Origin of the sequence: Chryseobacterium sp. D764 (assembly GCF_019317325.1) — a bacterium.
In the GTDB taxonomy this organism is placed as follows: domain Bacteria; phylum Bacteroidota; class Bacteroidia; order Flavobacteriales; family Weeksellaceae; genus Chryseobacterium.
Genome location: NZ_CP079219.1, coordinates 3,206,131 through 3,219,977, shown reverse-complemented (window position 1 = coordinate 3,219,977; position 13,847 = coordinate 3,206,131). Strand labels below are relative to the sequence as shown.

Here is a 13,847-nt window from a genome sequence, read left to right as displayed (position 1 = left end):
ATGAAAAAGGCGCAAATAATAATAGGACTTGGTTTTGGTGATGAAGGAAAAGGGATCACTGCAGATTTTCTGGCTTCTCAGAATCCGGAGGCTGTTGTAATCCGATTTTCAGGAGGGCAACAGGCTGCTCATACCGTGATGATTGATGATAGAAAACATGTGCATTCAAGCTTTGCAAGCGGATCTCTTCGCGGTTTACCTTCTTACTTTACGGAACATTGCACTATTCATCCGGTTTTTTTACTCAATGAAAGAGAAGAATTAAAAATAAAGAACGGAAATATTGAGCTGCATATTCATCCATTGGCAAAGGTAACCACTCCTTTTGATGTATGGCAGAACAGAACCAATGCAAGAAATCTGGAACACGGAACCTGTGGAAAAGGAGTAGGAGCAACCATGAAAAGACACGAAAGTCCTTATAAACTGTTTGCCATAGACCTGATTGCGCCCAGAGAAATGTTATTGGAAAAACTGAAAGGGATCGCCTATTATTATGGTTTTGCAGATGAAAAAGAAGTTAATGAGCTTTTACATCCTTTTTTGAAAGCTATTGACAGGATTGATTGGAAAATAAATGATTATACCTGGCTGGCTTCGTTCAGACACCTTATTTTTGAAGGCAGCCAGGGTATTTTACTCGATATGGATCATGGCGTTTTCCCCAATGTGACCTATGCTCATACCATTTCAAAAAATGCATACGAAATCTGTAAGCTTTTAAAAATTGAAGACATTGAAATGTATTATGTCACCAGAAGCTATTCAACCCGTCACGGAAACGGCTGGATGAGCAATGAAAAAGAAATGGATCTGAAAAATAATGAAGAAGAAACCTGTACATTTAATGAATATCAGAAGGAGTTAAGAACAGGAGAAATAGATTATAACCTGTTGAATTATGCCTTGAAACTGGATGCAGCGTATGTATTTCCGGTTAAAAAGAATCTTGTTATTACATGCCTGGATCAGATTGATGAGAAATTTAAGGTAGAAAATATCGATGTAGAATTTGATGTCGTTTATGGATCATATTCTCCGTATTCAAAAGATTTTAAACAGATTTTATAAATTTTGCAGATACAAGTATTAATTTTATTGAGTTAGGGACAAGATATTGATAATGAATAAAAGTAAATAACCATGAAAACGATACAATATTTGAAAGGGGATGCTACGGCACCACAGGCAAAAGGATTAAAAATTATCACCCACATCTGTAATGATATCGGAGGCTGGGGAAAAGGTTTTGTAACCGCTATTTCCAAAAGATGGAAGCAACCTGAGCAAGAATACCGTGATTGGTTTAAAAACAAAGAAAAATTTAACTTAGGGGAAATCCAGATTGTTCAGGCAGAAGGAGATATCTTGGTCTGCAATATGATTGCTCAGCATAAAATCATTACTCATTCAGAAGTTCAACCTATCAGATACGATGCAGTGGAAGAATGTTTGTTGAAACTCGCTGATGAAGCTTTGCAGTACAATGCAAGTGTTCATATGCCACGGATAGGATGTGGCTTGGCGGGAGGAAAATGGGAAGAAATAGAACCCATTATCAAAAGAACACTGCTTGCAAAGAATGTAGAGGTGTATGTGTATGATTTTTAATAAATTAACAACGATGAAAGAATTTGAAATAAGAGCAGATTATAAAAATAACACTGTGGTGGTATACCAGGCTTATAATAAAACAATTGCAAAAGCAGCCGTAGAGAATCAGAAGTTTATGGCACCGTTTTCATTCAACAGAATGACCTGGATAAAGCCTTCTTTTCTTTGGATGATGGAACGCAGCAACTATGGACAGAAATCCAATCAGGAATGTACGCTGGCAATTCACATCAAAAGAGAGGCCTGGGAGAAAGCTTTAAGCAAAGCAATACTTACTTCGCCAGAAAAAAGAGTCTATCCTGATCCCCGAAATTGGGAAAAAGACTTTGAAAATGCTGAAATTTATGTGCAATGGGATCCTGAAAGGAATATTAAGGGAACAAAACTTAATTACCGTTCCATCCAGGTTGGGATCAGCAGATCGCTGATTGAGGAATTCAATGAAGAATGGATTATGAAAATAGAGGATTATACCCCTTTGGTTAAGAAGATTTTGAACTTTACTCAATCAGGGGAATTCGACAAGGCAAAAAAACTGCTGCCTGTAGAAAAGAATTATCCCTTATCAAATGAACTGGCCCATAGAATTGGGGCCACAGTATAATAAATAATTAAAAGAAATGCCATGAAAACAACAACATTATACAGACCAATAGGAGAAAAAGAAATGATATTGATTATAGAAAGTGGGTTTAAAAAATTTCCTCCCAGACTGGATTGGCAGCCCATTTTTTATCCTGTTCTTAATGAAGAATATGCTTCTGAGATTGCTGAAAAATGGAACACCAGAGACGAAGCGGGAAACTATCTGGGCTTTGTAACCCGGTTTGAAGTGTTGGAAGAAGTGGCAGATCAATATCCCGCACAGAATGTAGGAGCCATGAACCACAATGAATTATGGGTTCCTTCGGAAGAGCTGAACAGCTTTAATGAAGCAATTATAGGAGATATCAAAGTCACCAAAGTATTTATAGGAGATGATTTTAAGAATGCCGGAAATACTGAACTGGAAGAACTGATGCTTAACATAAAAAAAACTAACGATGACAAATAAAGGAATGGCAAAAGATACCCTGGATATCCTTGCTAAAAAATATTATATCAACGAACATAGCGAAAAAATAAATATAGAACACGAGCTGGAAATCAGTAAAAAAGAAACCACTCTTTTCACCCCGGAACAGCTTTCAGAAATGATAGAATCCCCAATGCCGGAAACCGGTTTTGAAACGCAGTTTGAAACAAGAAACTGCAGTTCTTTAAAAGCAATTTTACAATTAGCTGAAGAAGAAAATCAGGAAAAAATGATGTGTCTGAACTTTGCTTCAGCAAAAAATCCCGGAGGAGGATTTATCAACGGAGCTGAAGCACAGGAAGAAAGTCTCGCAAGAACTTCCGGATTGTATGAAAGTCTGCTTCAGGCCTGGGACTATTATATGATTCACCGAGCGATGGAATCCTGTTTTTATACTGATACAATGATTTACAGCCCGAAAGTTCCGGTTTTCAGAAAAGATAAAGGAGAATTGCTTCCCAAACCTGTTCTGTGTAATTTCATCACCTCTCCGGCAGTCAATGCAGGGGTGGTAAAACGTCAGGAACCGGAAAGAAAAAATGAAATTCTCCCTGCCATGGATGTCAGAATGGATAAAATGCTTTCGCTGGCTTTACATGAAGGAAATGAAGTTTTAATTTTAGGGGCATGGGGCTGCGGAGTGTTCAGAAACGACCCGAAGGAAATTGCAGGATTATTTAAAACACATCTTCAGGGTAAATATAAAAATAAATTTAAGAGAGTCGTTTTTGCGGTGCTTACAAAGAAAGAAGAAATGCTGAAACCATTTGAAGAAATATAATGAAAATTGAATTAATAAAAGGAGACCTCACAAAGATCCAAGTTGGTGCGATTGTCAATGCTGCCAATTCATCCTTACTTGGTGGAGGCGGAGTGGATGGAGCTATTCATCGAGCAGGAGGGCCACAGATCTTGGAAGAATGCAGAGCGATCAGAAACAGACAAGGTAAATGTAATACTGGTGAAGCTGTAGTAACAAATGCGGGAAATCTCCCTGCAAACTATGTTATTCATACGGTAGGTCCGGTTTGGAATGGTAATGAAGAAAAAGAATCAAAGCTTCTGGCAAACTGTTATCATAATTCCTTGAAATTAGCAGAAAGCCTTGGTGTAAAAACAATTGCTTTTCCAAACATCAGTACAGGAGTATACAGATTCCCAAAAGAACTGGCAGGAAAAATTGCAATAGATGAGGTCAGAAAATTTAAGTCAGATGTCATTGAGAAAGTTATTTTTGTTTGTTTTGATGATGAAAATGAAATGATTTACAAAAAACTATTAGAGTAAACCAATGAAAAAACTAACCATATTAAGCGGCGCAGGAATCAGTGCCGAAAGCGGAATAAAAACCTTCAGAGACGGAGACGGTCTTTGGGAAAATCATAATGTAACAGATGTGGCAAGTCCGGAAGGATGGAGAAAAGACAGGGCTTTAGTGCTGGAGTTTTATAACCAAAGAAGACGTCAGCTGCATGAAGTACAGCCGAACGAAGCGCATCAATTATTAGCAGAACTGGAAAAACATTTCGATGTTCAGATCATTACCCAGAATATTGATGACCTTCACGAAAGAGCAGGATCTACCAATATCTTTCATATTCACGGAGAATTGTTCAAATCATGCTCATGCAACAATAAAAGTCTGATTTATGACCAAAAAGAGGATATCAAAATCGGTGATAAAGCAGAAGATGGAGCTCAATTAAGACCTTTTATCGTTTGGTTCGGAGAAGATGTCCCTTTGTATCAGACCGCAAGAGAAATTGTAAAAGAATCAGATATTTTACTGGTAATTGGAACGTCTTTACAGGTGTATCCGGCTGCCGGACTGATTCATGATATCAAAGATGATTGTCTTTTAATCGTAATCAACCCTAATGAAACAGGATTTGGATACGGACAGAGAGCAGTTGTAATGAAAGAAACAGCAACCCAGGGAATGAAGCTCTTATTTGATAAACTGGTAAACCTTGCCTGATGGAAAATAAAGTAAAAGCAGGAATCATGGGCGTTTGTATTGGAGATGCTCTTGGTGTTCCTGTAGAATTTAGAAGTAGAGAACAGCTTAAGCGCTCTCCTGTTACTAAAATGCGTGCTTTGGGAACCCATCACCAGCCTGCAGGAACATGGAGTGATGATGGTTCTTTGACATTATGTCTTGCAGATAGTTTGTGTAATGGGTATAATCTCGAAGATATGGCATTGAAATTTTTGCAATGGTACAATGCAGAAATTTGGACTCCTCACGGTCGTGTTTTCGATATAGGAACTGTTACAAGGCAAGCGATATATAAAGTCAGTAAAGGATATACTCCTCAATTATGTGGTGGAACAAGTGAATTTGATAATGGGAACGGATCTTTAATGAGGATTTTACCCCTATTATTTTATATTAAAGACTTTCCGATTGAGGCACGATTTGATAGAGTTAAGGAAGTCTCTTCAATTACCCACGGACATATTCGTTCCGTGATTTCATGCTTTATTTATTTGGAGCTTTTACTGGAAATATTAAACGGGGCAGAAAAGTTTGAAGCTTATTATAAAATACAAAAGTCTGTAAAACACTTTTTAGACTATAATCCCGTTTGTTCTCAGGCGGAAATGGATAAATTTGAAAGGATTTTAAATAAAGATATATTTGAATATGAACAAGAGAAAATTGGCTCGAGTGGCTATGTCCTTCACAGCCTGGAAGCTTCTCTATGGTGTTTTCTCAATTCGGGAAGCTACTCAGAAGCAGTTTTGAAAGCAGTCAACCTGGGCGAAGACACAGATACAACAGGAGCTATCACTGGAGGAATTGCCGGAATTTATTATGGATATGGAAGTATTCCGGAAGAATGGATTGCAGAGCTGGTGAGAAAGGAAGATATTGAAGCATTATGTGAGAAGTTAAACCAAAAATTAATGAATTAAACACAAACCATGAACGAAATAGAAAAGAAAAAAATAAGTAAATTTTTAAGCCTGATTCTACGTCATCAGCCAGAAAGTATAGCAATTAAGCTGGATGAAAACGGGTGGGCAGATATAGATGAGCTGAGAGCAAAATCTGCTAAAAAGAGAATGTTTTTTACTCCCGAAGAATTGGATGAGGTTGTAGAAACCAATAACAAAAAGCGTTTTGCTTTTAATGAAGATAAAACCAAGATCAGAGCAAATCAGGGTCATTCTATTGATATAGATCTGGCTTTGGAAACCAAACAACCCCCTGAATTTCTTTATCACGGAACTGCAGAAGCCAATATCACTTCCATTTTAGAAAAAGGAATTGAAAAAAGAACCCGCCAGCATGTACACTTAAGTGCTGATAAAGAGACGGCTGCAAAGGTCGGGATGAGACACGGTAAACCCGTAATTCTTACCATCAGAACCGGAACCATGCATCAGGAAGGATTATCTTTCTACCAGTCTGCAAATGGAGTTTGGCTGACAGATTTTGTAGATGCAAAATATATTTCGAAGTAAAATGAAAAGAACATTAGTAATAGGAGACATTCACGGAGGATTTAAAGCATTACAACAGGTTCTTGAGAGAGCTAAAGTCACAACGGATGATCAGCTGATCTTCCTCGGTGATTATGTGGACGGATGGAGCGAATCTTCTGAAATTATTAAATTTTTAATGGAACTTTCCAAAAAGCAGGAATGTATATTCATCAAAGGAAATCATGATGCCTGGTGTGAAGATTGGTTAGCTTTGGGACAAAGCCCTGATGTATGGCTTTTCAATGGCGGAAAAAGTACAGTGGAAAGCTACGCAGATTATCTCCCGGAAGATCTGGATATTCATCTGGAATTCTTTCAAAGAATGAAAAGCTATCATATTGACAATCAGAGCCGCTTGTTTATTCATGCGGGATATGCTTCGATGCACGGCCCTGAAAAAGAAGTTTATTCCAGCAATTACCGATGGGACAGAACCCTTTGGGAAACAGCCGTAGCAATGGATAAAAAACTGGAAAAGAATTCAGAGCTGTATCCCAAAAGACTGCTTTTATACAAAGAAATATTTATCGGGCATACACCCACTCTTGATATTGGGATTACAACGCCGGCCAACAAAGCTAATATTTGGAATATGGACACCGGAGCAGCCTATACCGGAGCTTTATCAATTATGGATATTGATTCTAAAGAATTCTGGCAAAGCGATCCGCTTCCCTCTTTATACCCAAATGAAAAAGGAAGAAATTAATAAATTTAAATAACCCTTATTTGTTTTTAAAACTGGTGAGGGTTTTATTTTTAAAAACAATTTTGGAGTTTCATATATCTGCTTTTTCATAAAAGATGGCTACTTTTAAAGTCTGAAAAATATGACTTCAATGAAACTGAAATATCTTTTATTCACCCTGAGTTCTACCTTATTTTTTGCCCAAAAATCATTTCAGACCCCATTTGAAAAAGGGAATGGCAATCAAACTGTTACCTACGATGAAATGAATAACTATTATCAGGATCTGGCTAAAAACTTCAATACCATTCAGTACCTTAAAAAAGGAGAAGATGATAACGGAAAACCAATTTATGTGGTGGTTTATAATCCTTTTCTGGAAAAAAGCGTTGAAAAATTAAGAAAAGATAAAGCCGTTCTCTTCGTTAACAATGGTATTCACCCCGGAGAACCGGACGGAATAGATGCAACTATGATGCTGATGAGAGATCTTGCTACCCAAAAGATCAAAACTCCACAGAATTTTATCATTGCCGCTATTTCCGCATACAATGTGAGTGGAATGCTGAACAGAGGGGCTTATTCCAGGGCCAATCAGAATGGTCCGGAGCAATATGGTTTCAGAGGAAATGCAAGGAATTATGACCTGAACAGGGACTTTATTAAAGCGGATTCCAAAAATGCCAGAAGCTTTCAGGAAATCTATCAATGGTTAAAACCAGATGTTTTTATAGATAATCATGTCAGCAACGGAGCAGATTATCAATATACATTCACCTATATTTCAACCTTTAAAGAACGCCTGGGAAACACACTTGGAGCTTATTTCTATAACGATTATCAGGCTAAAAATCTTGAGGATATGAAAAAACTGGGGTATGAAAGTACGCCTTACGTCAATATTCATGGTGATGTTCCTGAAGTAGGATTTGCTTCATTTGAAGACTCTCCAAGATATTCCACAGGGTATACTTCTCTTTTCAACTCCTTAGGAACTGTCCCTGAAACCCATATGTTAAAACCTTATGACAAAAGAGTAGATGCTACTTACAAATATATGTTGGTCAACCTGCAGAATTTAGATAAAGAGTACCACAAAATAAAACAGCTCCGCATTGAAAATTTAAAACAATACCAGGCTGGAAAACAATATGGAATCCGTTGGAAAATAGATTCCACCAGGTTTTCTACCATGGATTTTAAAGGCTTTGAAGGGAAATATAAACCCAGTGAAGTTTCCGGCAAGCCAAGGCTTTATTATGATAGAAACAAACCTTTTACAAAGAATATAAAGCTATTTACTACTGCGGTTCCAACAGGATATATTACCATTCCAAAATATTATGTGATTCCACAGTCGCAATACCGCGTTATTGAGGAATTTAAAAGAAATAATATTCAGATGAAACCGATTCGGAAAGACAGTATTTTAGCGGTGGAATCCTATAAAATCAAAGATTTTAAAACAGTTAAAAACCCCTATGAAGGTCACTATCTGCATTTTGAAACCACAGTAGACAAATTCAATAAAAATCTGATGTTTTCTACCGGAGATTACCTGGTTTCTACCAATCAGCCTGGTGTGAAATACATCATAGAAACACTTGAACCTGAGGCATTAGACTCATTTTTCAACTGGAATTTCTTCGATGGGATTCTAGCTCAGAAAGAATACTATTCCGCCTATATTTTTGAAGATACCGCCGCTGAACTGCTGAAAAAAGATAAAAAACTGAAAGAGGCCTTTGAAACAGCGAAAGCATCCGATAAAAAACTGTCTGAAGATGGAGAAGCACAACTGGATTGGGTGTACAGACATTCCCCTTATTTTGAAGAAAAGACTTTCAGACAATATCCTGTTTATAAGGTGTTGTAAAGGGTTTTCATAAAAGTCTGGGTTATTTTTTGGGTTTTCGTGATTATTTGCTAATCAATTTGTTTATTTTTTATTAAATTAGTATGAAAAATAAACACTATGAAACAAATTTATCAATTCGTAACATTGCTGTGCTTTGTACCAATAGGTCTGCTGGCACAATATTCTCAAAGTTTTGATTCGGCAACAATGCCTGCCGATTGGACCGTCATTAATGGAGGCGATCCGGGAACCTGGGAAACCTGGGATTCTTATGATTCCTCATTCAATGCTCCTCATTCCGGAACTCATTTTCTGGGATTGGAATATGGCAGTACTGCCCATGATGATTATGTCATTAGTCCTGCTATAGTAGTGACTGCCGGAGTATCAGATAAGCTTACTTTCTGGGCAAGAAACAGAGGTGCCGGACTTGCTGAGACGGTAGATATAAAAATATCAACAACAACACCCACCATCGCTGGGCTTACCAATACGCTCGCTGCTGCAGTAAAGCCTCCTACTTCATGGAATCAGTATACTTATGATCTGACCCCTTATGTTGGACAAACAATCTATATTGCTTTCTATTCCACTACAGAAGATATCTGGTTTATCGGGATAGATGATTTCCAGGTTTCTGCAAACAGTCTGTCGGTTTCTGATGTGAAAGCAGATAACAGCCGCGCATCTGTCTATCCGAATCCGGTAAAAGATATGTTATATATCAAAAATAAAACGAAGATGTCTGAAATCAATATCTATGATTTTAGTGGTAAGCTGGTGAAAAAAGAAATGATGAACTCAGAAAACGGAACTGTAAATGTAAGCGAATTGGCTGCAGGAAATTATATAGTAAAGGTTAAAGATAAAGAGACTGAGAAAGGCTATAAAATTATTAAAAAATAACATTTTTATAATAGAATCAAAAAGACGTTTCAATTGAAACGTCTTTTTATTTATCTTGGTAAGCCTCTTTTTAAAGCGATTTCTGCCCTTTCAATAGCAAGCTTTTCTTTCCAGTCCATGTATTTACTTTTAAACTGAGACTTCATAACATCGTCAAATTTACGTTGTACGGTAAGATTCCATAAAGAATGAGCTTTTACTGCCCATGATTTGTCCCATGCTCTTAAAGAAATAGAGAAACTTCCATCAAGGTATTTCATCCAATGCCACCATCCTGTAGGCATGAATAAAGTATCTCCGTGTTCCAGGAAACATTCAATTCCTTCTACGCCATCCAGTGCCGGAAACTTTGTGAGGTCTGGATTTTCAATATCATAGTCTTCTAATGCATAGGTTGAATACGGTATCTGATAGAGTCTTTCTCTCCATTTATAATCGAAAAGAAGAATATGTTTTCTTCCGTTGAAGTGAGTATGGAAAATATGCGCCATATCAATATCAAAATGAAGGAATGTTTCAGATCCTTTTCCACCGAAGAACATATTGGGATATTTATCAAGAAACCCTCCCATGAGTTCTTTGGGCGAAATATAATCTTCCAAAAGATTTGGTGCGTATTTTATGGGGTCAAAAAGGAATATTCTCAGATCGGTAGGCTCTCGCTGAATGAGATCTATATAATCTCCAAATTTCATTTTTGCGGCAGAAGAATTGATGGGAGCAGAAGGATCTGCCTTTGAGCTGTCGTATAAAGGAACCTCTACATCTCCTACAACCTCCTTCATGTATTCCATCGTCCATTTTTGGTAAGCTGGCCACTTTTTTGCCATATTTTTGATGACAACGGGCCTTCTTGGCTTCAGATATTTTTCGTAGAATTCCTCTTTAGAAATGTCATCTACAATATCTATAGGCTTTAAAATAATTCCCATTTTAGTAAATTTATATGACAAAATTATTAAATAAATGTTAACGATCCTTGTCTTTAATTTTTTTTTAATCTATGATTCAAATCAGATTTTACTATTTGGAATAGTTAAAAATACTATTTTTTTTATTAATTGATTAGATCCCTCTTTTTGTTGTAAAAAAAGACTTAAAATGACGCTATATTGTATCAATGATCTAAAATAAGCTAAATTTTGGAGATAGTTTTATTATTGATTAATATGAAATATTTATTTAATAGATTCTTTTTTTTAACAAATCATAAAATTGTAAATTTTAAAACAAATATTATGAGGTAAATTAAAATAGAGTTTTGATATAGTTTATCTATAATGTTTCTGTTAAAACATAAAAAAAGCGAAAATTGTTTTGTTAATTATTGTTAATAATTTAAAAGAAATTACAATTAGTTTTTTGAGACTTGTAAAAAACAAAATTATAACTATGTTTGTAGTGATAAAGGATTTAACTTTTAATAACAAAAGTCATCTTTATAAAAGTGTAACAAAAAACTACAATGATTAACTAATTGAGCAAATAATAGGTATGAAAAAAAATATTTCTTTATTTCTGATGCTTTTCTTTACGGTGCTCACTTTTGCACAGAAGACAGTTACAGGAAAGATTACTGATGATGACGGGGTAGCAATACCAAGTGCCAGTGTGACTATAGAAGAACCAGGTAAAGATGCAATTCTGGCTTACGGAATTACCAACTCTAAAGGAGAATATAAAGTAACTTTCACATCCGCAGAACCCAATGTGGATCTTAAAGTGAAAGCGTTCAATCAGAAACCCCTTACTAAGCAAATCAGCAACAGCGATCAGACTCTGAGCTTTAAAATGCAGTCTGAAGCTACGGAAATAAAGGAAGTACAGCTGAAAACAAAAATGATTACCGCAAGAGGAGATACCATTTCTTACGATCTTAAAGCTTTCAACAGCAAGAATGACAGAACCCTGGCAGATGTAATGAAAAAAATCCCGGGAATTGAAGTCAATAATGACGGAACAATTCTTTATCAGGGAAATGCCATTAATAAATTCTATGTCAATGGAAAAGATCTTATGGAAGGTGGTTATGGTACCATCAACAATTCACTTCCGAAAGATGCAGTACAGAAAGTGGAAGTTCTGGAGAACCACCAGCCGGTAAAAATACTTCAGGACAAAGTGCCTTCAGATCAGGCAGCCATCAATATCAAACTGAAAAACTCCGTAACCATGACTGGTAGAGGGGAAGTAGGAACAGGATTCGGAGATCCATGGCTTTGGAATGTAAAACTGACCCCTATGTTCTTTGGACAGAAAAGCCAATGGGTAGTCAATTATAAAACCAATAATATGGGTGAGCAGGTGGAAAACGAAGGGAATATTCTGGCGTTTGGAAATAGATTTGAAGGAAAAAGAATCAATGCTTCACAAAATGACTGGTTGAATGTAGAAAATGCAGATACCCCTAATCTTCCAGTGAAAAGATATCTGATGAATAATGTTCATTATTTATCAGCCAATTATCTTACCAATATTGATAAGAAAAAGGAGTGGGAACTTAAAGCCAACGCAAACTATACCAACAATGCTGTAGAAAGAGAATCCTATAGTCAAAAGGATTATTTTGGAGGAACTTCCAATAGTATAAAAATCCTGAATAATTTTTATACAGATAAAGCAAAAGGAGAATTAATATTTACAAAGAATGCAAAAAAAGGATTTTTTAAAAATACCACAAGTTTCTCTCAATATTGGAATGCAGACAGGGGAATTGTTGACAGAACAGATCTGAAAAGTGGAATACTGAGAAATGCTAATGAGGGTGTTGAATCTCCTACAACATCATTCCAGAACTCACTAAGTACAATTATTCCTTGGAAAGAAAAAATGGTAAATCTTTTATCCTATGTAAGCTACCAAACGGACAGACAGACTTTGCAAGTTTCTCCATCATCTTATCTGGATATCCCTGGATTTGAACCGGTAGCTAATACAGAATTTGCAACACAGAGTTTAAGACTTAAGACTTTTGAAGCTAATCACTCTGCCAATATTGGTTTTTCTGCTAAAGGATGGACATTTACTCCTGAAGTTGGATTTAATTTTAAAAGCACAGGTATGATGTCAGATTTGTCAAACGTGAAAGCAATTCCATCTACCAATCCTGATAAAGATCCCAAACCAGAGGCATATAGCAATGATTTAAATTACACCATAGCTACACCATACGGAAGTTTAGGGATAAATTATAAAAATGAATCATGGATGATCTATGCCAATCTTCCGGTAAACTCAAACAATATTAAAGCGGAAGATCCATTAAGACTCGTTTCAAAATCGGTAAATAAAGTAACGTTTGAACCTAATATTTTTGCACAATATTCTTTTGCTTCATTCTGGAAAGCATCCGTAAATGCTAATATTAATAATAATTTTGGAGAAATAAATACAGCATATTCAGGATTCTTAATGACGTCACCAGAGGGAATTAGAGCAATGGATGTTAAAAACCCAATTCCTCAGAATAACAATAAATCTGCAGGAACAAGAATAGAATATAGAAACCCATTGAATAATCTGTTCTTCAATGTTAATTACAGATATTCTGATGCAAAGAGAAACTTAATTTCAAATCCGGAGATCAATGGAGCCGGTTATACCATAATGAAATATAAAGAGCAGGATAATCATGTATTGAGTAATGGATATAGTGTAGAAGTTGGAAAATATTTTCCAAAATTTAAAACAAACGCATCTCTTAGTTATAGCAACAATACGACAGAATCTGATGCATTTTTGAATGATAAATCCTATACTAATAAAAATAATGGCCAGTCATTTGGTATTAAATTCAATAATACCTATTTCAGTTGGATGAGCGTTGATTATAATGCAAGTCTTACCAGAACAAAACAAACAAGTGTTGGAGAATTAAACTCAAATGCTACCAGAACAGGATTTACCCATAACCTAGGGGTTTTCTTCTATCCTATGGAAAGTCATACTGTGGGATTCAATTGGGATCAGGTAAATACAAATGCGGCAGGTCAAAAATATCATAATGGATTCTACGATGTATCATATCAGTTCACTTGGACTAAAAAGAAAATTGATTTTGAATTGAAATGGATGAATATCGCGAATAAAAAAGTTTTCGAAACCTATGATATTAATACCACAAATATTACATATACAAGATATCAACTCCGCCCTAGTCAAGTCATGTTTACTGTAAAATTCAACTTTAAATAAAATAAAAACCAATCCTGATG

The 13,847-nt window shown here is 36.0% G+C and carries 14 protein-coding genes; 13 read left to right on the top strand and 1 reads right to left on the bottom strand.

The genetic code is table 11. The features are described from left to right. From KYG33_RS14555 to KYG33_RS14500, 12 genes are all read left to right on the top strand, one after another. On the top strand, nt 1–1,071 hold the full coding sequence (locus KYG33_RS14555; protein ID WP_219071979.1) for an adenylosuccinate synthetase: 1,071 nt from the start codon (nt 1–3) through the stop codon (nt 1,069–1,071). A 72-nt stretch (nt 1,072–1,143) separates the two neighbouring features. Beyond that, complete coding sequence (locus KYG33_RS14550) at nt 1,144–1,611, top strand: macro domain-containing protein (RefSeq protein WP_077413204.1); 468 nt, start codon at nt 1,144–1,146, stop codon at nt 1,609–1,611. Nucleotides 1,612–1,624: 13 nt separating this feature from the next. Next, nucleotides 1,625–2,218: a DUF4291 domain-containing protein gene (locus KYG33_RS14545; protein ID WP_219071978.1), complete on the top strand. Its 594-nt coding sequence runs from the start codon at nt 1,625–1,627 to the stop codon at nt 2,216–2,218. A 21-nt stretch (nt 2,219–2,239) separates the two neighbouring features. Next, on the top strand, nt 2,240–2,668 hold the full coding sequence (locus tag KYG33_RS14540) for an ADP-ribosylation/crystallin J1 (protein WP_180564858.1): 429 nt from the start codon (nt 2,240–2,242) through the stop codon (nt 2,666–2,668). Beyond that, the gene (locus KYG33_RS14535) at nt 2,658–3,470 is read left to right on the top strand and encodes a TIGR02452 family protein (RefSeq protein ID WP_180564857.1); all 813 of its coding nucleotides are present in this window, start codon (nt 2,658–2,660) and stop codon (nt 3,468–3,470) included. Before KYG33_RS14540 ends, KYG33_RS14535 begins: the two co-directional genes overlap by 11 nt. Further along, nucleotides 3,470–3,976: an O-acetyl-ADP-ribose deacetylase gene (locus KYG33_RS14530; RefSeq protein WP_180564856.1), complete on the top strand. Its 507-nt coding sequence runs from the start codon at nt 3,470–3,472 to the stop codon at nt 3,974–3,976. The genes KYG33_RS14535 and KYG33_RS14530 overlap by 1 nt, the downstream gene beginning before the upstream one ends. A 4-nt stretch (nt 3,977–3,980) precedes the next feature. Further along, complete coding sequence (locus tag KYG33_RS14525) at nt 3,981–4,667, top strand: SIR2 family NAD-dependent protein deacylase (protein ID WP_077413200.1); 687 nt, start codon at nt 3,981–3,983, stop codon at nt 4,665–4,667. Continuing rightward, on the top strand, nt 4,667–5,608 hold the full coding sequence (locus KYG33_RS14520; RefSeq protein WP_219071977.1) for an ADP-ribosylglycohydrolase family protein: 942 nt from the start codon (nt 4,667–4,669) through the stop codon (nt 5,606–5,608). The genes KYG33_RS14525 and KYG33_RS14520 overlap by 1 nt, the downstream gene beginning before the upstream one ends. Nucleotides 5,609–5,617: 9 nt before the next feature. Beyond that, the gene (locus KYG33_RS14515) at nt 5,618–6,160 is read left to right on the top strand and encodes an RNA 2'-phosphotransferase (RefSeq protein ID WP_219071976.1); all 543 of its coding nucleotides are present in this window, start codon (nt 5,618–5,620) and stop codon (nt 6,158–6,160) included. Nucleotide 6,161: 1 nt separating this feature from the next. Further along, nucleotides 6,162–6,890, top strand: a complete 729-nt coding sequence (locus KYG33_RS14510; RefSeq protein ID WP_077413197.1) for a metallophosphoesterase family protein — start codon at nt 6,162–6,164, stop codon at nt 6,888–6,890. Between the two features lie 130 nt (nt 6,891–7,020). After that, complete coding sequence (locus KYG33_RS14505; RefSeq protein ID WP_219071973.1) at nt 7,021–8,745, top strand: hypothetical protein; 1,725 nt, start codon at nt 7,021–7,023, stop codon at nt 8,743–8,745. 99 nt (nt 8,746–8,844) lie between these two features. Then, complete coding sequence (locus tag KYG33_RS14500) at nt 8,845–9,633, top strand: T9SS-dependent choice-of-anchor J family protein (RefSeq protein WP_077413196.1); 789 nt, start codon at nt 8,845–8,847, stop codon at nt 9,631–9,633. A 50-nt stretch (nt 9,634–9,683) separates the two neighbouring features. On the opposite strand, the gene KYG33_RS14495 is transcribed toward KYG33_RS14500, so the two are convergent. Further along, complete coding sequence (locus KYG33_RS14495) at nt 9,684–10,565, bottom strand: cupin-like domain-containing protein (protein WP_219071972.1); 882 nt, start codon at nt 10,563–10,565, stop codon at nt 9,684–9,686. Between the two features lie 562 nt (nt 10,566–11,127). On the opposite strand from KYG33_RS14495, the gene KYG33_RS14490 reads away from it, so the two are divergent. Then, nucleotides 11,128–13,827, top strand: a complete 2,700-nt coding sequence (locus tag KYG33_RS14490; RefSeq protein WP_219071971.1) for a hypothetical protein — start codon at nt 11,128–11,130, stop codon at nt 13,825–13,827. Nucleotides 13,828–13,847: the final 20 nt, after the last annotated feature.

Coding starts and splice junctions, on each gene's coding strand:
- KYG33_RS14510 (WP_077413197.1), top strand. CDS start 6,162: ATGAAAAGAACATTAGTAATAGGAGACATTCACGGAGGATTTAAAGCA.
- KYG33_RS14540 (WP_180564858.1), top strand. CDS start 2,240: ATGAAAACAACAACATTATACAGACCAATAGGAGAAAAAGAAATGATA.
- KYG33_RS14530 (WP_180564856.1), top strand. CDS start 3,470: ATGAAAATTGAATTAATAAAAGGAGACCTCACAAAGATCCAAGTTGGT.
- KYG33_RS14490 (WP_219071971.1), top strand. CDS start 11,128: ATGAAAAAAAATATTTCTTTATTTCTGATGCTTTTCTTTACGGTGCTC.
- KYG33_RS14495 (WP_219071972.1), bottom strand. CDS start 10,565: ATGGGAATTATTTTAAAGCCTATAGATATTGTAGATGACATTTCTAAA.
- KYG33_RS14525 (WP_077413200.1), top strand. CDS start 3,981: ATGAAAAAACTAACCATATTAAGCGGCGCAGGAATCAGTGCCGAAAGC.
- KYG33_RS14505 (WP_219071973.1), top strand. CDS start 7,021: ATGAAACTGAAATATCTTTTATTCACCCTGAGTTCTACCTTATTTTTT.
- KYG33_RS14500 (WP_077413196.1), top strand. CDS start 8,845: ATGAAACAAATTTATCAATTCGTAACATTGCTGTGCTTTGTACCAATA.
- KYG33_RS14520 (WP_219071977.1), top strand. CDS start 4,667: ATGGAAAATAAAGTAAAAGCAGGAATCATGGGCGTTTGTATTGGAGAT.
- KYG33_RS14535 (WP_180564857.1), top strand. CDS start 2,658: ATGACAAATAAAGGAATGGCAAAAGATACCCTGGATATCCTTGCTAAA.
- KYG33_RS14545 (WP_219071978.1), top strand. CDS start 1,625: ATGAAAGAATTTGAAATAAGAGCAGATTATAAAAATAACACTGTGGTG.
- KYG33_RS14515 (WP_219071976.1), top strand. CDS start 5,618: ATGAACGAAATAGAAAAGAAAAAAATAAGTAAATTTTTAAGCCTGATT.
- KYG33_RS14550 (WP_077413204.1), top strand. CDS start 1,144: ATGAAAACGATACAATATTTGAAAGGGGATGCTACGGCACCACAGGCA.
- KYG33_RS14555 (WP_219071979.1), top strand. CDS start 1: ATGAAAAAGGCGCAAATAATAATAGGACTTGGTTTTGGTGATGAAGGA.